This is a genomic window from Lacticaseibacillus thailandensis DSM 22698 = JCM 13996 (assembly GCF_001312865.1).
Taxonomy (GTDB): domain Bacteria; phylum Bacillota; class Bacilli; order Lactobacillales; family Lactobacillaceae; genus Lacticaseibacillus; species Lacticaseibacillus thailandensis.
Genome location: NZ_BBER01000003.1, coordinates 244,749 through 264,924 on the forward strand (window position 1 = coordinate 244,749; position 20,176 = coordinate 264,924).

The window sequence follows — 20,176 nt, forward strand, 5'->3', positions numbered from 1 at the left end:
TGATGCAGGCTAATTATAAACTGTCTACTAATGAAACCAAATGTGGCTAAACAAGGCGCTCAAGCCAGCCGCACGCCCGTATTGTTCGCTGAGCGTGGGTTCGCGGTACGTTGCATCATAGAGAGCAGATAATTCATCGGGCATGGTCAGGCCACTCACGGTGTAGTTGAGCACTGTCCGCACAAGGTGAGGAGCCACACGCTCTACCGGGGTGTGGTGCTGGAGCTGCCGGAGGGCACTGTTGAGTTCAAAGGTGAGTGGCTGCTGTGACTGTACATAGGGGGTCGCCAAAGTTTTCTGGATAATGGCGGCCAGTTCGTTGCTTGTTGGGTACGCCTGTTGCTTAGCGGTGGTCATGTGCAATACCTCCATGGGGATGCGTTTAAATTAGTTTACCGCCAGTCTGGCAGTTGGCGGGGTGCGCGTCAAGAGACACGACAATATTTCCCGGGAAATATTGACCGCCAAGATTATTGGCGGTGCGAATATGGCCATTGCGATGGTCGCTATGGTTCTTTGCTAGTACAATAACAAGGATGGCGGTACCTTGAGGATGTGGGAGGCAGCAGGATGCAAATTGGCATTAGGTTAGCGACGGCGCGGAAGGCCAACGCGTTAACGCAACAGCAGGTAGCAGATCAACTTCATTTAACCCGGCAGACGGTCTCGAACTGGGAAAATGAGCGTAGCTATCCAGATGTGGCCAGCCTGATCGATTTGAGCAATTTGTATGGCCTATCCCTCGATATCTTACTCAAGGAGGATAATAAAATGACAGAGAAAGTACGTTCCGATGCAATGGCACTCAAGCAGGCACGGGCAATGTTTTGGGCATCATGGGTCATCGACGTGGCACTGGCGGTGTTGCTCATCTTGTCTGCCTTTAACACTGCTGGTTTTGAATTAGGCAGCGGGGCAACAGCGCTCACCATCTGCGTGTTGCTGGCCAACTTTGGCGTTTTGTTCCCGGCACGCAAAAATTTCCGGCGGCTGCAGGGGCATGACGAGCAAACGCAACGACACGATCAGCTCATGTACCTATTACGCATAGGTGTGGTCGGCGCCATTGTGGTGGTGCTGCTGGGCCTGGTACTGTTGAAGCATATGAGCCCGATGATGATGGTGGGCGCCGCCGTTGGCGTGACGGTAGGTTTGATTGTCGCCGTGATTGTTGGCCGCCGGACGTGGCTGCGGTAGTGAGTTGCTAGTTGGCGGTTTCGCCCTGGCAACGGTCATTATGGGGTTGTTCACCAAACTATAGTAGTCCCGGCCACTCACCGGTACACCTGCACGGTTTGGCAGCGCACTTACCTGGTTCGTTGACTTTACAACTTCTTACCAAAAGTGCATAATGACTTTTATCAGTGTAACAACGAGGAGGGGCTGACACCCAAGTGTCGGCCCCTTTAATTAGAAGTTTAGTGAGGGGTGAGTCGTAATGGACGACGAAACACGCGCCAAGGGGCCGTGGAAGAAGAATTTATACATTCTGTGGGTTTGTACCTTTGTGGCTGGGCTGGCCTTTAGTGAAATTATGCCCTTTATGTCACTGTACGTGGCCAGCATGGGGCACTACACCAAATCACAGGTGACCTTCTATAGTGGGCTAGTCTACGCGATTACCTTCCTGATCACTGCCATTGCCTCCCCCATCTGGGGTGCTTGGCTGACCGCAAAGGGCGCAAGATCATGTTGCTCCGTGCTGGTTTAGGGACAGCGCTGTCGATGTTCCTGATGGGCCTGACCACCTCGGTTTGGCAACTGTTTGCTTGCCGGGCCCTCCAAGGCATCTTTGCCGGCTTCATTTCCAACTCGCAAGCCCTGGTGGCTTCGCAGACGCCGCGGAACCAAAGTGGCCGGGCGCTAGGCACCCTGGTGACAGGGTCCACGAGTGGCATGCTGCTGGGACCATCGTGGGTGGGATTCTGGCTGACATCTTCTCGATTCGGAGTACGTTCTTCATTACGGCGGCCTTGCTACTCATCACCACGATTATCGCCGGTGTGTTCGTGAAGGAATTCTTCGTGCCGGTGGAGCACCCGAAGCGCGCCAAAGGGGAGAAGCGGAACTTCCTCGCCGGGTTCCCCAACCCCAAGTTAACCATCATCCTGTTATGTTCGACGATGATCGTGCAGTTGGGGAACGCGTCCATTTCACCAATCCTGAGTTTGTACGTGCGTGAGTTGATGCATTACCGGGGGCCGATCACCGTCGTGGCCGGAATCATTGCCGCGCTGCCGGGGCTGTCCAACATTATCGCCGCCCCACGGTTGGGGCGGTATGGTGACCACCACGGGACCGGGAAGGTACTGACGGCTGGCTACCTCTTTGCCGTGATCATGTACTTCCCGCAAGGCTTTGTCAGCAGCATCGTCCTTCTCGGGGTCTTGCGGCTGATGATCGGGGTGTCGGACGCGGCGTTGTTCCCGTCCATTCAGACCCTGCTCACCAAGAGTTCACCAATCACCGCCACGTCCGCCATCTTCTCTTGGAACCAATCTTTCCAGGCGTTGGGCAACATGTTTGGTGCGTTCTTGGGTGGGGCGCTGGCCGGCTTGTTCGACTACAACTCGGTCTTTATCTGCACCGCCTTTATGTTACTGTTCAACTTTATCCTGCTGTGGTTTACCGAACCAAGTTTACGGCGGGGCCAAGTGGGCTAAGCTAATACGAGCAAAAATTGTGGGGCAACTTCCTAATGGGGTTGCCCATTTTGTTTGGCTCGGTGTTGGTATGACGCGTACCAGTAGCGATGATGATGGGCAAATAGGGCTGGCGAAACCTTCTTTGCCAACAAAAACACCTGCCCGACCGTTACTATACGCGGTGCGAGCGGGTGTTTATTTGCTCTGTGATCATGGTGCCGTCGTCCTGGTGGGCTGGCCGTTAAACCGTGGCGTGAGCCAGTACTTGGCGGCGATGCGCTGACCCTGGTCGATCTTGGCCCACTGCTGAGCGGCAGTTAGTTCGTTACCACCATCGCAGGAAGCAAAGCCGCACTGGTGAGACAGGTACAAGCGGTTCTTGCCCAAAATGGCACTTGCCTTGTCCAGCAACCGGAGAACGCGATCCTCATCGTCCAACGTGCTGGTCTTACTGGATAGAGCACCCAAGACGACCTCGACGTTGGGCCGGTCCTGCAGGGCTTTGAGGGCCTCGATACTGCCGGCACGGTCGTCGTCCCATTCCAGGAAGAAACGGTCGTAGTGCTGGTCGTGCAGGAACTTCTGCGCGATGGCGGCGTAGGAACCACCCGCAGCGTGCCGGCTGGCATAGTTGCCACGGCAGTTGTGCGTCCATACCTTCAAACCCAGTTGGTGGCCATAGTCGGTGACGGCGTTGTTGATGGCGACGAACTCGTCGGCCAGACCATCCACGCCACCTTTGCCGTCCGCGAAGAAGCTCTGTTGGTTGTCGTCAGCGAACAGCTCCCAGAGGCAGTCGTCAAACTGAATGATGGTACCACCAGCGGCTTTATACTCAGTCAGGAATTCCTTGTAGCGTTGATCAAGCCATCCTTGAGCGCGTCCGCAGTGGGGTAAACCTGGCCCTCACCATAGAGGTGGTCAAACACGGACAGTTCGGTGAAGGCGTGGGCGGCACCCCAGACGGTGGTCTTCACGTCGTTGTCACCGGCCTGAGCCTTCAGTTCCTTGAAGATGTCGATGAAGTGGTGGTTTTTACCCGAGAGTGGCGCGGTGATGCGGATGCCGATGTCCTTGCGGGTTTCAAAGTGGCCTCCGTCATGGTCCTCGAAGGTGTAGCCGTGGTCGGTAATGTAACGTTCAACGCCGTGAAAGCCCCAAAGGAAGTCCAGGTGCCACATCGACTTGCTGTACTCGCCGTCAGTGAGGACGTCGATACCGTGTGCCTTTTCCTCAGCAATTACCTGCTTAATGGCGGCCGTTTCGGTTTCCTGGTAGCCGGGAAAATCCTGATAGAAGGGGTACTGGATATCGTCACGATGTTCGATCTGATCCTTGTAGGTAAGTAGGTTGGCTGGCCGTAATAGCGAGCCGACGATTTGAAAACGAGATTTAGTCATGTTGGTTGCCTCCGTGTTTTTTTATGATTGAGACCATTCTAACCACTTTGTCCGTTGATGAGGTAATTCTTAATATCTTGGTGATATAATAGGCAACACCTATAATACGGAGGCGGGAAGATGCGGATTCAACAATTACAGTATTTAGAGAAAATTGCGGCAACGGGGTCGATCAACGAGGCGGCCAAACAACTGTACATTAGTCAGCCGTCGTTGTCGCAGGCGATGAAGGAACTGGAAAAGGAGTTTAACATCCAGTTGTTTTATCGTAGTCGCGGCGGCATTACGCTGACGGACGCCGGGCGTGAGTTCATCAACTATTCGCGTGGGGTGTTGGACCAGGTGGGGCTGCTGGAAGAACACTTTGGTCAGGGCAACGTCCGCAAGCGGGTGTTCAGCGTGTCGGCCCAACATTACGCCTTCGTGGTGCATGCCTTTGTCGACCTCGTGCGCGAAATTGGTGGGGATGCTTACCAATTCACGCTGCGGGAAACACAGACGGAGAACGTACTGAACGACGTGGCAACTTTGCGTAGCGAGTTGGGTGTGATTTATTTGAACCCGTTCAACGCAACGGTGATGCGGCGGCTGATTGCGGAGAAGGATTTGGAGTTCGTCCCGTTATTTAAGGCCCTGCCGCACGTCTTTGTGGGGCGTGATAACCCGCTGACCAAAAAGGCGCGGTTAACGCTGGACGATTTGCGTGATTACCCGTACTTATCCTACGAACAGGGGGATACCAACTCGTTTTACTTTGCCGAAGAGATTCTTAGTACGTTACCACACAAGAAGCACATTCAAATTAGCGACCGGGCGACGATCTTCAACCTGATGGTGGGGTTGAACGGGTACACTATCAGTTCGGGCATCATTCTAGCGAGCTGAACGACGAAAAAAATCGTGGCGATTCCGTTGGCTGTCGATGACTCGATGACGCTGGGGTACCTACAGCACCGGAAGATGGAGCTGAGCGATACGGCGGAACGCTACCTCGTCATGCTCAAAGACCACATCCGCGGGTACGGCTTCACGGTGTACGGGGATTGATTTGTCGGTCGAGTCCGGGGCTCGCGGTACCGGTCGTGTGGCGCCGCATTACTCGATGCATATCGCCCACATGCACCGTATTGGTCAGCAGTTAGTTGCGCCGCGTGCTATTTGCTTAACCCCCACCGTGAACAGGAGTATCGTAATGGTGACAACAAGTGGGAGGCAATGATTTTGGCACAATTGGACTTAACGAGCACCATTCAACTCAACAATGGGGTGGCTATGCCCCGCTTTGGCCTCGGCGTCTGGCAGACGGATAATACCACCGCTGCCGCATCCGTGACCGCAGCCATCAGGCATGGCTACCGCATGATTGATACCGCTAAACAGTACGGTAACGAAGCGGGCGTGGGTCGCGGCCTGGCCGCCGCTTTTGCCGATGGTTCCGTTCGGCGACAAGACGTCTTTGTGACGTCCAAAGTAATGAACGGCGATCACGGCTATGAGCGCACCCTCGCTAAATTTGAGGGGACCATGCGGCGTCTGCAACTGGATTACCTCGACCTGTACCTGATCCACTGGCCGGTGGACGGTTTGTACGTGGCAACGTGGCGGGCGCTGGAGAAACTGTACCGTGACGGCCGGGTACGGGCCATTGGCGTGTCCAACTTTGACGTCCAGCGATTACAGGTTTTGATGCGGTCAGCCACCGTTCAGCCGGCCGTGAACCAGGTCGAATTTAACCCGGTAATGCAGGAACACGAAATGCGTGATTTCGCAGCCGCGCACAACATTGTCGTCGAGGGTTGGTCGCCGCTCGGTGGTGGGCAGGCGTTGAGTAACCCCGTCGTCGGCCTGATTGCCCAGAAGCACCACAAGAGCGCGGCGCAGATTATCCTGCGTTACGACGTGCAAAGTGGCGTGGTCACGATCCCCAAGACTGTGCACGAACAGCGATGGTAGAAAATGCCGACATTTTTGACTTTGCCCTCGACGAACAGGACATGCAGGCCATCGCCGGGTTGGATCAGAACCGTCACTCCCTGTGGTACGACGCTTTTGGGTGGTACGGTACCGACACTGACTACGGGATGGCCACGCAAAAATGGCCCGACTCGGCGCCGGACTACGATGACTAATGAATTAATTAAGCGGTGTTTACGCAACACCGCTTTTTTTAGTGCTTTTTATGCCGCCCACTGCGCCAGATTTGGTGACCCCACAGGAACACAACGAGGCCCAGGGCATCCATAATGAAGAAGGCCACCTGGTCCTTCACGCCCATGGAGCTACCCAGAATTAGGCTCAGGCCTAGTAACATGCCGATGACACCCACCACGCGTCGTAATTGCATTCGCCACACTCCCTTCAAAGTGGATTATATACTGCGGGGGAGGCGTCCGCTATCGGTGATGGCGATATGCTTTGTCCGCCGAATTATTGGTATGGTAAACTATATAGCAATATAGCACCGTGATGGCAGGAATATCACGGCGTGTGTAGTGATTGGCAGGGGAGGGGCAACAATGGCTTTTATTGGGACATTAACGCTATTATTAATTACTACGTTGTTGGCGGGACACCTGGGCCAACGCGTGGGGTTACCCGCCGTAGTGCCGCAGCTACTAGTGGGGGTGGTACTGGGACCCGCCATGTTGGGTTGGGTCCACGCTGACACCAACCTGACCACCTTTGCGGACATCGGGGTCGTTATCCTGATGTTCCTTGGGGGCATGGAGAGTGATATCGACCTCCTCAAGCGGTACCTACGGCCGGCATTGATTGTTGCCTGCGCTGGGGTCATCATGCCCGTGGTGCTGGTTGGGCTGGCGAGCCGTGGGTTTGGCGTGAGCTGGACCGAGGCGGCGTTTATCGGCGTGATCTTCTCCGCAACGTCGGTCTCCATTTCGGTGGCCGTGCTTAAAGAGTTCCACTACCTCAACACGCGCGAAGGGGCCACCATCCTTGGTGCGGCCGTGGCTGATGACATTATCGGGGTCATCCTGTTGAGCGTCATGATTGCGATTCTTGCGGTGAGGGCCTGAATACGGGGGGGCAACAAAGTAACCTAGCAATCGTCCTTGGGGAGCAGGTGGCGTTCTTCGTGTTCATCTACATCCTGATCCGGTGGTTGACACCAATGTTGTTACACTTCAGTGACCGGCTGACGATGACCAGTAGTTCGACCATCATGGCGATGGTGATCTGCCTGGGTACCGCGTGCTGGCGGAGGAAGTGGGCCTCAGTGGCGCGGTTGGGGCCTTCTTTGCTGGAGTCGCGGTGGCGCAGACGGATTACAAAGCCGAAGCGCTATCGGACATCGAACCGCTGGGCTATGCAACGTTTATCCCGTTGTTCTTCGTGAGCGTGGGGCTGAACGTGAAGTTCGATGGCCTTAGCCGCGACTGGCTGTTCATCCTAGTGCTGAGTGTACTGGGTGTCGTGACCAAACTCTGGGGTTGTGGCCTGGGGGCCCGTCTGAGCGGATTTGAGCGGTCCAGTGCACACGTCATTGGGGCGGGGATGATCTCCCGTGGCGAGATGGGGCTCATCACTGCCCAGATTGGTTATGCAGCGCACCTGCTGCGGCCTGATTTTTATTCGTCGATTATTTTGGCCATCATCGTGGTGACCATCGTTGCACCGTTCATGTTGAAATTTAGTATTGCCCGGGCGAACCGGGCGGCGACGACCCACTAACTGTGGGCACGTAGCCTATGCTAGCCGTCGACCAGTGTGGTCGGCGGCTTTTTGCTGGCCATGAGAATTACTGGCGAATTGTGTGAGAGCAAAATGGCAATTTATCTTGATTTTGTTTAATAAAAGTCTCATACTAATGCCAACGCACTTTGATGATCACTCAGTTACTTTAATTGCATCGCGTTCATTTGGGAGCGCGCAGGGGGTAAGCTTATGCATTATACGGTTCTTGGTGCCGGCGCCATGGGGTTACGGTATGGGGTCTTGTTACAAGAGGTTGCGGGGATGAAGGTCGACTTTGTCGATAACTGGGACCCTGAAGTAGACACGATTCACTCGCAGGGTGGGGTGTTTGTGTCCCGTGATGGTGAGGATAAGCACCTCGTGCCAATCAATATTTACCGGCCGGAGGAGTACACCGGTGACCCCGACGCTTACATTATTTTCTGCAAGCAAATGGGATTGCAGAAAATGTTGACGGAGTGTGCGCACTTTTTCAAGCCGCACCAGTACGCCATTACTTGTATGAACGGTATGGGTCACATTGAAAAGATCAACCAGTACTTCCCCCAGGAGCACGTTCTGGGTGGGACTGCACTGATTGCGACGGTCCTGAATGGTCCCGGCGACGTTGACTTTATTGGTCGGCCCGGCGCTGGTACCATGAACATCTGCCCGCAAACAGAAGTGGCGGACGACTTTACCCACCAAGTGGTCACGGACTTTCAGGCGGCGCACCTCAACCCGAACTTGACGGACAACTTTGTGGGCACGTTAATGGCCAAAGTTACGTTTAACTCGGTGGTCAATACGCTATGTACGATGTTTGAGATCACCATGGGGGAATTCATCGCGTCACCGGTGGCGGAAAAACTGTCCCGACAGTTAATTGACGAAGCTTACAGTGCCTGTGAGGCGGCTGGAATTCAACTGCTGAATACTCGTGAGGAGGAATGGCAGAGCGTGGTGCACGTTAGTCGGGACGCCAACCCATTGCACTACCCGTCGATGTATCAGGACATGTCGAAGAACCGGCCCACTGAGGTCGATTATATCAACGGCTACATCTATGAGGTGGGGCATGCCCACGGCTTTGAAGCTACGACGCATAATTTTCTGCGCAACTTGGTCCACCTGGCTGAGTTTGGCAAAACTTTTGATATGGATGCGTTCCGCGCTGCCGTTTTGGCACGGTAACATCCCGATAGTACGACAAAGCCCTACCGTAAGTGCCTACGGTAGGGCTTTTAGCTGTGGTTATTCATCTTCCTTAAACTGGGCAATCAGCGGCTGGAGGGTAATGACGCGCGCCAGGCTGGTGGCGGGGTCCCGGCAGTCATTTTGGGTCCACTCGCGCAGAATCATGGCGATGGACGCTTCAAAGGTGGAGAGCATGTAGTCCAGTTCCAGGACGGATAGTTCTGGGTGGCGCTGATGGTACGGCTCGATGAGCGCCTCGTGCAGACGTTCATACAGGGCTCATCGTGACCGAACGGTAACGTGTTGAGGTGGGCAAAGTAGACGCGGTAGAACGCCTCGTCCGCTTTGATCATCGCTAAGAAGTGCATGGCGGCGTCTTCGAGGCTGCTGGCGAGGTAAAACTTCCCGGTTTCGGGGTAGAAAAAGGTCAGTAACAGGTTGTAGGCACTGTCGCCGGTTTCGTCCACGACGGTGTAGATGCTGTCGTAGTGTTCATAGAACGTCGACCGGTTGATGCCCACCAGTTGGCAGACTTCGTTGACGGTAATCTTGTTGATGGGTTTTTGTGACCACAGGGAAAAGACGGCTTGTGCGATGCGCTGATGCGTACGTTCCCAGTTGCGGTTATGGTTGGCCAAGGTAAATTTCCTCCGTGGTTTCAGGGTAGGGTGCAATTGTTCATCATTATATATGTTGTGTTGTCATATCAGGATATTACGGGTACGCCTATACCAAAATATAAGAACTATTGATAGTGGCTGTCTGGTCGGTGGCTACGTGCCGGGGACTAGGTGGTGTGCGTGCGGCTATGAGCATACCCAAGCCCACCCGTATTGTACAAAATGGGATAACGGTTGGTCACCAGACAATTAGCGCGGAAAAGTCGAGTTTTACCGGGTGACTGGGTGCGCTGTGGGGGCAGGTCAAGGCCAAACGTTAAGTTGACGGTCGTCAGCCCGTGCCGGCCGTATTGCGGCGTGCTGGCGTGGTTGGTGACATGAATAGTTGCACGTGGCAATTAGATGAGCAAGATCGGTACTGCATGATAAATGCGTGGGCGGCGGCTAACCATTTGGTGGCCAAAATAACATGGACCTATCAAAAACGGCTGCAAACGGCACTACGAGTGGTGGGCGCGTGCACCGAGAAAGTTAAGTTAGTTTTGGGAGTGGGTGGTCGCTAAGCGTGTGGGTCACGGTCCGCGTTAACATGAGGGTAACCTGTGTGCCACGTACCGGTCGTTGCGTTATGCGCAGCGGCGTAGATGGATTAAAATAGAGCGTAGACACACAAAGCCGTTGAAAGCCAAAGTAAGGGGTTGTTGAAGTGATATTTTTCATTAACAGTATTATGCAGGCTAACAAGTCAGGGATCGAGTTTGCACAACTCAAACGCATTGAGTTGTTTAATGATCACCATGAGGACTACCGGCTGATCGTGCGGGACTGGGACCCCAAGTTGCACCCGGTCACGCGGGCGGCGGGAGTGCCCGACGACAAGCTAATTAATATGTTTGAATACTTTCAAGACGCCATGACGCTGCCAGACCACCCAGTACACTTAGCGGACCTTGATTTTGGCGTGGGGGGTACCCACGCGACGGAGGAAGCCACTCGCTTTTTGGTGTATAACGCGCAGAACCAGCTGGTAGCGCGGGTCAACTTCACCGGCGACGACCAGGTGGTGACATCCACCGAGCTGTTCGACGGCTTTGGCAACTTGTACCGCGTGGATTATTACGACACGCGGGGGTTCCGTACGCTGGAACAGTGGTACACGCCTGACAACAAAATTGGTACCGAGGCTTGGCTGGATGTGCACGGGCTGCCCGTGGTAGAAAAGTTCTACCGCCCGGACAATACGGGCGAACTGACCGCGACCGGCTGGCGCCTGACGGACCGCAACGACGGCAAAGTGTACATGTTCGATACGGTCGAGGAATTGACGTTGCAGTTTCTCAATGACCTGAATGCTGAGTACTGGTCCCAGGAGCACCCCAACATCTTTGTGTTGGACCGCGGACACGTGGCGGACTGGGGCCTGTTGCACCTCGACCGGCCAGCGTACACCGTTAATCATCTGCACAACGCCCACGCGAGCGGCCAGGATCCGATGGCGCCCATCGTTAACAACAACTACGAGTTCACCCTCAATGCCATTAACGGCTACGACGCCATCGTTTCGTCGACGCACAAGCAAAGCGCCGACGTCGAACGGCGCTACCACCCGACGGCTAAGCTCTTTACGATCCCGGTGGGCGTGGTACCCGACCGCCTGTTACAGGCTCCACGTATTCCGGTGAGCGAACGCACCTTTGGTAAAATGGTCGTCTTTGCCCGCATTGCGCCAGAAAAGCAACTGGATCAGCTGACCAAGGCGTTCGCACAGATCCACGCGGCGGTACCAGCAGCAACGCTGGACCTGTACGGTTATGCTGATAACAACAATAATTACGCAGCTAAGCGGGCGGTGCAGCGCGTGATCGACGCCAACCACCTCGGAGATGCCGTAACGTTCAAGGGGTACACGACTGACGTCGATACGGCCGAGAACGATGCCATGTTGTATGGGTTAACGTCCAACATGGAGGCTTTAACCTCGCCATCATGGAAGCCATCGCCCACGGGTTGATTCCCATCACCTATGACGTCAATTACGGACCAAACGAGATTACCCAGGACCACGTAAATGGGCGGGTGGTGCCATACGGTGACATCGATGCCTTTGCCCAGGCCGCCATCGAAATTCTGCAGGATCCCGACCTCGCGCAGCGCTACAGCACCGCGGCGTACGCTTCAGCTGAGCGGTACTCCGAGGCGAATGTCTGGCAGGCCTGGCGGGCGCTACTTGACGACGCCGACCAGCTGTGGCCGGCTAAGTTGGCGGCGGCGCGGCTCGACGGAACGGCAGCAAAGGGGGACAAGTAGATGTATTACTTCATAACGGAAAATGTTTTCGGCTTGAATTCGGGGACGAAACACGCAGCGGCCCGGCGCACCAACCTGTTCAACGCTGAGGGCGAGCGGGCCTACTACGTTTCGCGTAACTACAACCGGTTCCTCAGCCGGGATTTAGCGAACATTGGCCTGAACCCCCAGGAATCGATCAACATGTACGACTTTTTTTCAGGACACTCTGGACGTGCCACGGCGGGAGCAAAATCTCCGCCTGTTGCCGGAGGTTCCGCTGAATAAGTACCACGTGGATGGTGTGAGTGCCAACTATTCGGTGATCAAGCATGCAGGCCGGGAAGTCGGCCGCATTAACGTTTTACCCGCCACGGTGGGTTTGACGATGGACGTGGAGAGCCGCGACCTGCGCGGCAACATCGTCGCCCGGGAGAACTGGGACTGGCGTGGATTTAAGTCCTCGCAAGATCACTTCCACCCGGACGGGAGTGTGGCCTCGCGCACTTACTTTAACCGGCAGGGTCGTCCCGTTTTGGAAGAGGTCTGGATGAACGTCAACGGGCAGTTGGCTCCCTCGATGTGGGAACTGTTGAACTATCGTGGGCACAATTACCGCTTCAATACGGAGGACCAGTTGTTCCTGTTCTTCCTGAACGAGCTGATTAGCAAAGATGACCAGGCAATCTTGATCAGTGACCGCCACACTCTGGATTACGTCGTGGCTGACGTGCAGGGGGCCAAGGCCAAGTGGGGTTACTTGCACGGGGTGCATACCGATAAGCCTGCGACCCCGGGACGCGGACACATCCTCAACGTGTACCGCACCCTGTTGCAAGACCGCGCGGATGCATTTGATGGGGTCTTTGTGGCCACTCCCGAGCAACAGCACGAGTTGCAGCAACGGTTCCCCGACATGACGGTGCGGGTGGCACCCGATACCACCGTGCCTACGACGTATGACCACCAGGCGGGCGCACAGCCAACGGTTATCTTTGTTGGCCGGTTTGGGCCGGATAAGCGCCCCGAACAAGCCATCCAGATGATGGCCCAGGTGGTCCAACGCGTGCCCAACGCGCAACTGCACCTTTATGGTTACGCACCGGATGACGCCACGCTGGCCAACCTCAACCGCCAGATCAACAAGTTGGGGTTGAAGGACCACGTAATTGTCGGCGCCTACCTGAGCCAACGAGACCTGGCCCACGTGTACGCTACGGCCGACGTGATCGTGCAAACTTCCAGCTCCGAGAGTTTCGGCATGAACCTGGTCGAAGCGATGAGTTACGGGGTGCCGGTGGTCACTTATAACGTGCCGTACGGGGCGGCTAACCTGGTGCGGAACGGGGATAACGGTTACGTCGTGCCTGATAATGCCACCAAGCAGATGGCGGCCAAAGTATCCAAGTTGCTGACGGACAAACGTGACTGGTCTGCCAAGAGTGCCGCGGCTTTGGCGTGGGCCCGGGAGTTTACGTACGGCCGTGATGATCAAGTGGTTGAAGGCATTACGCCAATAAATGGCAGGTGGAATATTACACAGAGTGTAGCGTCCGCAAACTAAAACGTGGGCCAGCAACGATCCTTAGTTAGGGATTGTTGCTGGCCCACGTTTGTATATCGAGGCATAACCGTTGTCCAGTCCGCCTCATTTTGTGCAATTCTATTTTGCGGGTGGTTACAGCTTGATTTGCCGTCCCAAAATGGCCAATTCCATACGCATAATTGCGCGGCGGGTGAAGAAGCCATCACGGAGGGCCCACTTGACGGTTTCAACGTGTTGCAGAATATCATCGATTTCCGCCTGCGACAAGGCGGCGAGGGCGTCGTCCAGTTCATCGAGGGATTCAATGGTGATACCCAGGTGGTTTTTGACGACGAACGGCGCCATGCCGGCGTCTTTCCACAAGACGACCGGTAAGCCGTTGGCCAGGTACATCGAGACTTTGTGTGGATTATTAAATCGGGTGTAGTCCTTGTACTGACCACCATTCGGGATGTTGCTATCCCAAGCCAGCCCGAAGCGGTAGGGGATGATGTAACCTAACTCTTCCGGCTTCACTTCGCCGCGAAAATCAATTTGTGGATCCAGCTGCATGGTTTCGTTGCGGCCAAAGGCGACGAGGTTTGTTTGGTATGGCCAGTGTTCTAGGTAACGTGACTTATCAAGGGAACCGGCCAGTACCAGCGATTTCTCCAGGTGCTTATCAGCCTGGGTGTAACGGTTCTTGGTGTTTACACTCAGATAATCAAAGGCATAGTTGGCAAACATTGGTGCAGTGACGCCTTATCTGCCAAGGCGTTAGTCATGTTGTCATTATGTGTAATGATGGCACTGGCTCGGTTGAAGAATGCCACCTCATCGTAAGGAACGTAGCCACGTAGGCATTCGGCGTCGTGAATTTGGATGACCACGTGGACGCCCCGGTCTACGAGGTGGGACATAAACTGTTCATCAAACTTGAACCCGTCGTTAGTGGGGTACTGAAAGATGACTAGGTCACCGCTGACGACGGGCGCGGTGATGCCGTCAATACGGGAGTACAATTGATCGTCCGTATCGGCCTCCACATCGTAACGAAAGATAGAAAGAGTTTGGTAGCCCATCCGCTGGGCAATATCATTAATATCGTTTTTTTGCCTTGAAAACAGAATTAACCGTAGTGGGTTGAATCATATTTGTAATCCAGCGATGCATGAGGAATCCTCCTAAAAATTACCGAAGCCGTGTTTTCCGCTCAGAGGCCTAGCCAATAAGGCGAACAAGTAGTTATAATAATGGTATTATACACCAGGACAATCTGCTGGACTGCTGTAATTTTTGGGTGGTCACGGTGGCACAAGACTTTAATGCAGTCAGAACACACGTGGTTGAGGCCGGTTATGAGTATAGATAAATTAGCGTGGACGGATTACCTAGAAAATCATTATTTTATTTTTGGGCAGCAGGGTCGGGTACCGTACACTACCGCCATGGAGTTTGGTAGTGATGGCACGGTGAAGAATTACCCCGCTTTCAACGAGAGCCGCTGGCAGCTCAACGACGACGAGCTCGTGTTGCTGGATGGTAATGGTGGACCGACTACCACGTTCCCACTACCGGCTACTCCGCAGGCAGTCGCCTCCCAAGGGCTGGTGGGGCATTACCTCAAAGATGATCAGGTTGTACATACATTGCGGGCACGCGATGGGTCGGGCTTTGCGCCGGAACTAGTGGACCTAATTGTTCACCGGGTGCAGGACCAGGTACACCACGATGTGCGGACGACGGCCGAAAATGCAGCCCGAATGGTACCCAAACACCAACGCATCCGTGTGGCCTTCCTTCTCCAAAGTATGGAGACCTTACCCGCGCTGGAACCATTAATTACGCTGGTACATGGTGATGACCGTTTTGAAATGAAGCTGTTGGTGACCAACAAAATGTTCGATTACGTCGAGTCACAAAACACCCTGCCTGAAGTGGCAGCCTATTTTAGTCAGCGTGGGTACGCCTTTATTGAAGTTACTGGTGACGGAACGGAGGCCGTTGCGGGGTTGCACCGCTGGCAGGCAGACTTTATTGTGCGTCAGTCTGAGTGGGACGCAGATTACTTGCCCGCACTAAGCGCTGAACACCTCGACTGGTCGCGGCTCATCCACGTACCGTATACCATTACTGAATCTGCGCTTAATCTTCCTAATTCTGACCACCAATCGTTACTGGTAAATCCGTATTACGAGCACGTTTGGCGGTACTTTACCCCGGAGCCTCTGAGTGCGGAGCAGTTGCACGCAATCGGTGGTTCGTTCGTTGCCAGGGACATTTTTCAGTATGTCGGCTCAATGAAGGCCAGGTAATTCGCCAGGCCCGGCCGCAGTGGCCCGATGACCGCGCTGGTAAGCGGGTGGTGTGGATGGCCCACCACAGTATTTTTGATGCGTGGTTTAACTTTGGCACCTTTCCACGTATTTACAAGCAGATGTTGCAGTGGACGCGGGACCATGGCGATGTGAACGTGGTGTTTAATCCCCACCCACTGTTACGGGAGAACCTGCGTAATGACCAGTACCCGGGGCTACCGATGGCTGCGTACGAACAGTTTTTGCGTGACTTTACGGCGCTCCCAAACGGTAATGTGGTGGAGCATCAAAGTCAGTATGGCTTCACCGCCGCGGCGGACGTCATCTTAACGGACGGTATTTCCTCGCTATACGAGATGCAGGTCCAACGCAAGCCGATAGTAGCCCTCCTGCGCCCTGACCACGCAGAGTTTACGCAGGTGGGACAACGGTTGATGCGCGGAGTGCACGCTACTAGCGATGTGGTTGCCGCTCAACAAATGGTTTTACGTTTGCTGAACCACCCGGACGAACTGCGGCCACAACAAAAGGCCAACACAAAGCAGTGGCTACAGAATGAACATCCTGAGCGTGCAATCGTGCAGGCCATGATTGACGAAATGTCGTAATAAATAGCATTGACTAGTTGAAAAGTGGGTACAGAATACCAAATAACGCGATTGCCGCGATCACGATACCAATAATGATTTGCGGTAAGCGACCGTGGTCCCGTTCTTTTTTTCGGTGGTAGTACCAGCTTATCTTCGTCAGCAATGCGATCGTGAATGTCACGATCAATCAGATTGTTTTTTTTACCTGTCATAATAACCCTCATTATATTGATTTAGCGGTTAAAAGCAATTATTTGCGGAGAGGCGGGACCGATATGAAATTATCTTTATCAAGTAGACGCTACCGTCGCATCACCAAACGCATTATTAAGCGGCGCGAATATTTTGCTACGTTGTCTGATACTAATTTGCAGGCCCAGACGGGCAAGCTGCGTGCTCAGATTAATAGCGGGAGCACGCTGAAGGACATTATGGTGGATGCGTACGCCGTGGTGTGTGTCGCCGATGAGCGGGTCTTGGGTCTAGCCCCCTTTGACAACCAAATTCTAGGGGCTGTGGCCATGGAATTCAACAATATCGTGGAAATGAAAACAGGTGAGGGGAAGACGCTCACCGCGACCATGCCCATGTATTTGCACGGCCTGACGGGTCCGGGTAACTTTTTGATTACCGCGAACAGCTACCTTGCCAACCGTGACGCGGAGCAAATGGGGCGCGTGTACCGTTGGCTGGGCCTGACCGTGATGCCCGGGGTCGCGGCAGAAGGCCAGGATGACAACCAGCGTGATCGGCAAGCCATTTATGCAGCCGATATTGTGTATACCACCAATAGCGGTTTGGGCTTTGATTACCTCTTTGATAATTTGGCTGCTAACCCAACGGAGCAGTTTTTACACGGCTTTAGCTTCGCATTACTCGATGAAGCGGATGCGGTGTTGCTGGACACAGCCTCCACCCCGTTAATTATCTCGGGCGCACCCCGGGTACAGTCGAACTTGTACGGGATGGCCGACCAGATGGTTAAGCTTCTGGACGAGGACCGCGACTATGAGCGGAGTGAAGACACCAAGAACGTGTGGTTTACTGCCGACGGTATTCAGCGCATGGAACGGTTTTTTTGGCATTACCGGGTTGTTGGGTGAGCACTATGCGGACTTATACCGCCACTTGGTGTTGGCATTGCGCGCTAACGTGTTACTTGTACGTAATCGGAATTATGTGGTTGAAAACGGTGAAATTATCTTGCTGGACCGGGCAAACGGCCGACAACTACAAGGCATGAAGATGCAGGCGGGGATGCACCAGGCCGTTGAAGCTAAGGAACATCTGCATATTACGCAGGAACAGCGGTCTATGGCCTCCATCACTTATCAGAGCTTGTTTCGGATGTTTCACCAGCTGGCGGGGATGACGGGTACGGCCAAAACGGACGCGGATGAATTTTTGGAAACATACCGGTTAGCCGTGTACACGGTCCCCACGCATAAACCGATGATTCGCGATGATTTGCCGGATAAGTTGTATGTTACCAACACGGCCAAGCTGATGGCCGCACTGGACGTGGTAAAGCGCGCCCACGCTAACCAACGACCGGTGCTCGTTGAAACGGGATCGTTATCGTTGTCCAACTTGTTCTCACGCTTGCTGTTGCGGGAAGGAATTCCTCACAACCTGCTCAATGCGCGTTCGGCCGCTAAGGAAGCCAAAATTGTGGCTGAAGCCGGAAATATGGGTGCCGTGACCGTAGCTACCTCGATGGCCGGACGTGGTACTGATATCCGGTTGGCCGATGGTGTAGTCGAAAAGGGTGGTCTGCTCGTTCTGGGTACTGAACGAATGGATAACCCGCGGATCGATAACCAGCTCCGTGGTCGTGCGGGGCGCCAAGGTGATCCTGGTACGAGTATCTTTTTCACCTCCTTGGAGGACACCGTTGTGCAGGAAAATTCGCCCCGCTGGGTGGCCAAGTATCGTGAACGCCACGCCAGTCGGCGACAACAACAGCTGCGGTTACGGGGCCGGTTTAAGGGTGTGGTGAATGCCGCGCAAAAACGGCTGATGGTTTCACAACGTGCGTCCCGCTTCCAAACCTTGCAATATGGGGAAGTGTTCCGCATTCAGCGCGAAAGTATCTACCGTACGCGGAACCGCGTGATGAATAGCCAAAATTTGGATGCGTCCGTCCAGCGGGTCATTCATAATGTGGCGGCGGATTATGTTCAGCAGCACCCCCAGTACCAGGAAGCGGACATATTGGACTTTATTTATCAAAATGTTGATAGCGACTTTTTGCCGTCTGCCTTGCCGCAATTAGGGCGACCGCAGGAACGGGTGGTCTATTTGGAGCAACTGATTAAGGACCGGATACAACGTAAGCGGCAGCAACTGCCAGCCAACGATCAATGGCAATACTTTCAGCGGGTGGCCATACTCAAAGCCATCGATAATGCCTGGATCGACCAAGTGGATAACTTGGAGTCACTGCAAGCAATCACGAATAATCGTAGTTTGGCGCAACACAACCCTATTTACGAGTACCAGATGGAATCGCAGCGTAGTTACGGTGTTATGCGGGGTAAAGTAAAGTTAAATATCGTCAGAAATCTACTACAATCGGTACTGGTGATGAAGCCAGATGGATCGATCGACTTACAGTTTGCATAGGCGGTGCTAGAATAGGATGTTTGTATGTCAGACAACCATGAAATAATCAAACGGGTTTCCTGGACCCTGTTCTTAGTAATGATTTTAGCTGCGGGGCAGCAAGTAATACTGCCCGGTGTGGACCAGGTCGCAGCAGCTACAGTATTGAAGCAACCGACCTTCCTGTCCATTTTGAGTAGTGCGACTGGGGGCCGCTTGAACTTACCCACACTGTTTTCGCTGGGATTATCGCCCTACATGACGACGATGATCGTCTGGTCGGCCGTACAGAGTCTGGATTTGAAGAGCATCAATAGTCTTTCCATGAAAAAGGCGGGCCTGATTCAGCGGGTGCTGGTGTTAGTGTTAGCCATCGTACAAGCCATCACCATGATGCGGTTATACGCGTCCGCGCTCCAGCCGTTACACCTCTTCGGTTACCCGTACGACTGGGGGCCATGGGTGACGGGGTTGCTGTTAGTGGCCGGCGCCATGCTGGTGACCTGGTTAGCCGACGTGAACAGCAACCGCGGGATTGGCTCGACCGCCATTATGATTTTGCCCGGGATCTTGTTGAGTACACCCAATTCCCTGCATCAGGGTTGGGGGGATGAAGTTTACAGTTTCTCACCGGAACACCTACTGACGGCTGCCGTTGTTATTTTACTGTTCACGGCTGCGGCGGTTTGGCTATACAAAGGCGAAGTGCGGCTACCAATTCAACGGACGTTGTTAGAAGGTGATTACCGTAATTCATACCTGCCGATCAAGGTGCTCACCGCGGGCGCCATGCCGTTTATGTTTTCCAACTCGTTATTCAGTTTGCCCAAGATGATTATTCAAAACACCGCTTTACGCTGGCAGCCCATTGGGCACACCATCCTGCATTGGACGTCGTATAAGACGGTCAACGGTATGGTCATCTATGCGGTTGTGATTATGTTGCTGGGGTATGCGTTTGGCTACATGAACGTGCGGCCGGTGCAGACGGCTAGACAGTTGAAGTATGCCGGTGATTATTTTCTGAACGTGGTTCCCGGTGACGATACCGAAAGCTTCATCACCAACCACTTTTTCCTGCTGTGTACGATCGGTAACTTGGTGGAAATCTTGATTGGGGTAATTCCACTCATTTGTGGCTTGATTTGGCCCGGCGTGGCTAATTACTCCCTGTTTTTGGGTAACATTTTCATTGTGGTGACCATCTTTGACAACGTCATTGAACAGTTTAGGGCGCTCTACTCAAAGAATCGTTACCGGTTACTGGATTTGTAACTACGCATGTCTAAGGAGTGCAT

General features: G+C 54.0%; 17 protein-coding genes and 5 pseudogenes. 15 read left to right on the forward strand and 7 right to left on the reverse strand.

Annotated elements, in window-relative coordinates; translation table 11 throughout:
- Positions 1–27 precede the first annotated feature (27 nt).
- On the reverse strand, positions 28–357 hold the full coding sequence (locus tag JCM13996_RS06375; RefSeq protein ID WP_054750497.1) for a hypothetical protein: 330 nt from the start codon (positions 355–357) through the stop codon (positions 28–30).
- Positions 358–570: 213 nt separating this feature from the next.
- On the opposite strand from JCM13996_RS06375, the gene JCM13996_RS06380 reads away from it, so the two are divergent.
- Together JCM13996_RS06380 and JCM13996_RS06385 are read left to right on the forward strand one after the other, a co-directional pair.
- Positions 571–1,197, forward strand: coding sequence for a helix-turn-helix domain-containing protein (locus JCM13996_RS06380; RefSeq protein WP_054750498.1), 627 nt, complete (start codon positions 571–573; stop codon positions 1,195–1,197).
- A gap of 241 nt (positions 1,198–1,438) precedes the next feature.
- Positions 1,439–2,663 (forward strand): annotated as a pseudogene (locus JCM13996_RS06385) (MFS transporter).
- A gap of 192 nt (positions 2,664–2,855) precedes the next feature.
- Here the strand turns inward: JCM13996_RS06385 and JCM13996_RS06390 are convergent.
- Positions 2,856–4,045: pseudogene (locus JCM13996_RS06390) on the reverse strand (cobalamin-independent methionine synthase II family protein).
- Positions 4,046–4,165: 120 nt separating this feature from the next.
- Here JCM13996_RS06390 and JCM13996_RS06395 point away from each other — a divergent pair.
- The 3 genes and pseudogenes from JCM13996_RS06395 to JCM13996_RS12920 all read left to right on the forward strand — a co-directional run bounded on the left by JCM13996_RS06395 (position 4,166) and on the right by JCM13996_RS12920 (position 6,174).
- Positions 4,166–5,092 (forward strand): annotated as a pseudogene (locus JCM13996_RS06395) (LysR family transcriptional regulator).
- Positions 5,093–5,266: 174 nt separating this feature from the next.
- Positions 5,267–5,998: an aldo/keto reductase gene (locus JCM13996_RS06400; RefSeq protein WP_369395701.1), complete on the forward strand. Its 732-nt coding sequence runs from the start codon at positions 5,267–5,269 to the stop codon at positions 5,996–5,998.
- Complete coding sequence (locus JCM13996_RS12920; protein WP_369395702.1) at positions 5,992–6,174, forward strand: hypothetical protein; 183 nt, start codon at positions 5,992–5,994, stop codon at positions 6,172–6,174. Before JCM13996_RS06400 ends, JCM13996_RS12920 begins: the two co-directional genes overlap by 7 nt.
- A gap of 38 nt (positions 6,175–6,212) precedes the next feature.
- Here JCM13996_RS12920 and JCM13996_RS10865 read toward each other — a convergent pair whose 3' ends face one another.
- Positions 6,213–6,389, reverse strand: coding sequence for a hypothetical protein (locus JCM13996_RS10865; RefSeq protein WP_156321890.1), 177 nt, complete (start codon positions 6,387–6,389; stop codon positions 6,213–6,215).
- A gap of 172 nt (positions 6,390–6,561) precedes the next feature.
- Between JCM13996_RS10865 and JCM13996_RS06405 the strand changes: the two are divergent.
- Positions 6,562–7,735: pseudogene (locus JCM13996_RS06405) on the forward strand (cation:proton antiporter).
- Between the two features lie 213 nt (positions 7,736–7,948).
- Positions 7,949–8,932, forward strand: coding sequence for a ketopantoate reductase family protein (locus JCM13996_RS06410; RefSeq protein ID WP_054750499.1), 984 nt, complete (start codon positions 7,949–7,951; stop codon positions 8,930–8,932).
- A 60-nt stretch (positions 8,933–8,992) separates the two neighbouring features.
- Here the strand turns inward: JCM13996_RS06410 and JCM13996_RS10870 are convergent, their stop codons facing one another.
- Together JCM13996_RS10870 and JCM13996_RS06415 are read right to left on the reverse strand one after the other, a co-directional pair.
- Complete coding sequence (locus JCM13996_RS10870) at positions 8,993–9,130, reverse strand: hypothetical protein (protein ID WP_156321891.1); 138 nt, start codon at positions 9,128–9,130, stop codon at positions 8,993–8,995.
- Complete coding sequence (locus JCM13996_RS06415) at positions 9,097–9,573, reverse strand: TetR/AcrR family transcriptional regulator (RefSeq protein WP_054750500.1); 477 nt, start codon at positions 9,571–9,573, stop codon at positions 9,097–9,099. The genes JCM13996_RS10870 and JCM13996_RS06415 overlap by 34 nt, the downstream gene beginning before the upstream one ends.
- A 688-nt stretch (positions 9,574–10,261) precedes the next feature.
- Here JCM13996_RS06415 and JCM13996_RS06420 point away from each other — a divergent pair.
- The 3 genes and pseudogenes from JCM13996_RS06420 (at position 10,262) to JCM13996_RS06430 (ending at position 13,405) form a co-directional block, all read left to right on the forward strand.
- A pseudogene (locus tag JCM13996_RS06420) lies at positions 10,262–11,862 on the forward strand (glycosyltransferase).
- Complete coding sequence (locus JCM13996_RS10875; protein WP_054750501.1) at positions 11,863–12,129, forward strand: hypothetical protein; 267 nt, start codon at positions 11,863–11,865, stop codon at positions 12,127–12,129.
- A complete protein-coding gene (locus tag JCM13996_RS06430) occupies positions 12,077–13,405 on the forward strand; it encodes a glycosyltransferase (RefSeq protein WP_156321892.1) in 1,329 nt (442 codons plus the stop codon). Before JCM13996_RS10875 ends, JCM13996_RS06430 begins: the two co-directional genes overlap by 53 nt.
- A gap of 114 nt (positions 13,406–13,519) precedes the next feature.
- Here the strand turns inward: JCM13996_RS06430 and JCM13996_RS06435 are convergent, their stop codons facing one another.
- Positions 13,520–14,113, reverse strand: a complete 594-nt coding sequence (locus tag JCM13996_RS06435; protein ID WP_054750503.1) for a glycosyltransferase — start codon at positions 14,111–14,113, stop codon at positions 13,520–13,522.
- Complete coding sequence (locus tag JCM13996_RS06440; RefSeq protein WP_500778413.1) at positions 14,083–14,496, reverse strand: glycosyltransferase; 414 nt, start codon at positions 14,494–14,496, stop codon at positions 14,083–14,085. Before JCM13996_RS06440 ends, JCM13996_RS06435 begins: the two co-directional genes overlap by 31 nt.
- Before the next feature lie 228 nt (positions 14,497–14,724).
- On the opposite strand from JCM13996_RS06440, the gene JCM13996_RS11770 reads away from it, so the two are divergent.
- From JCM13996_RS11770 to JCM13996_RS06460, 5 genes are all read left to right on the forward strand, one after another.
- Positions 14,725–15,681 (forward strand): hypothetical protein, encoded by a 957-nt coding sequence (locus JCM13996_RS11770; protein WP_054750505.1) that lies wholly within the window; start codon positions 14,725–14,727, stop codon positions 15,679–15,681.
- Between the two features lie 56 nt (positions 15,682–15,737).
- Positions 15,738–16,292 carry a hypothetical protein gene (locus JCM13996_RS11775; RefSeq protein ID WP_054750506.1) on the forward strand — a complete coding sequence of 185 codons (555 nt, stop codon included), beginning with the start codon at positions 15,738–15,740 and terminating at the stop codon, positions 16,290–16,292.
- Positions 16,293–16,549: 257 nt separating this feature from the next.
- On the forward strand, positions 16,550–17,377 hold the full coding sequence (locus JCM13996_RS13285; protein WP_500778410.1) for a DEAD/DEAH box helicase: 828 nt from the start codon (positions 16,550–16,552) through the stop codon (positions 17,375–17,377).
- Positions 17,283–18,899, forward strand: coding sequence for a preprotein translocase subunit SecA (locus JCM13996_RS06455; protein ID WP_500778411.1), 1,617 nt, complete (start codon positions 17,283–17,285; stop codon positions 18,897–18,899). The genes JCM13996_RS13285 and JCM13996_RS06455 overlap by 95 nt, the downstream gene beginning before the upstream one ends.
- Before the next feature lie 24 nt (positions 18,900–18,923).
- The gene (locus tag JCM13996_RS06460) at positions 18,924–20,153 is read left to right on the forward strand and encodes a hypothetical protein (protein WP_054750507.1); all 1,230 of its coding nucleotides are present in this window, start codon (positions 18,924–18,926) and stop codon (positions 20,151–20,153) included.
- The last annotated feature ends 23 nt before the right edge of the window (positions 20,154–20,176 follow it).

Bases quoted from the DNA above. Each gene is read 5' to 3' on its own strand.
- JCM13996_RS06460 (WP_054750507.1), top strand. From the start codon at position 18,924: ATGTCAGACAACCATGAAATAATCAAACGGGTTTCCTGGACCCTGTTC.
- JCM13996_RS06375 (WP_054750497.1), bottom strand. From the start codon at position 357: ATGACCACCGCTAAGCAACAGGCGTACCCAACAAGCAACGAACTGGCC.
- JCM13996_RS06410 (WP_054750499.1), top strand. From the start codon at position 7,949: ATGCATTATACGGTTCTTGGTGCCGGCGCCATGGGGTTACGGTATGGG.
- JCM13996_RS12920 (WP_369395702.1), top strand. From the start codon at position 5,992: ATGGTAGAAAATGCCGACATTTTTGACTTTGCCCTCGACGAACAGGAC.
- JCM13996_RS10865 (WP_156321890.1), bottom strand. From the start codon at position 6,389: ATGCAATTACGACGCGTGGTGGGTGTCATCGGCATGTTACTAGGCCTG.
- JCM13996_RS13285 (WP_500778410.1), top strand. From the start codon at position 16,550: ATGAAATTATCTTTATCAAGTAGACGCTACCGTCGCATCACCAAACGC.
- JCM13996_RS11770 (WP_054750505.1), top strand. From the start codon at position 14,725: ATGAGTATAGATAAATTAGCGTGGACGGATTACCTAGAAAATCATTAT.
- JCM13996_RS10875 (WP_054750501.1), top strand. From the start codon at position 11,863: ATGTATTACTTCATAACGGAAAATGTTTTCGGCTTGAATTCGGGGACG.
- JCM13996_RS10870 (WP_156321891.1), bottom strand. From the start codon at position 9,130: ATGCTCTCCACCTTTGAAGCGTCCATCGCCATGATTCTGCGCGAGTGG.
- JCM13996_RS06380 (WP_054750498.1), top strand. From the start codon at position 571: ATGCAAATTGGCATTAGGTTAGCGACGGCGCGGAAGGCCAACGCGTTA.
- JCM13996_RS06435 (WP_054750503.1), bottom strand. From the start codon at position 14,113: ATGTTTGCCAACTATGCCTTTGATTATCTGAGTGTAAACACCAAGAAC.
- JCM13996_RS06455 (WP_500778411.1), top strand. From the start codon at position 17,283: ATGAGCGGAGTGAAGACACCAAGAACGTGTGGTTTACTGCCGACGGTA.
- JCM13996_RS11775 (WP_054750506.1), top strand. From the start codon at position 15,738: ATGGCCCACCACAGTATTTTTGATGCGTGGTTTAACTTTGGCACCTTT.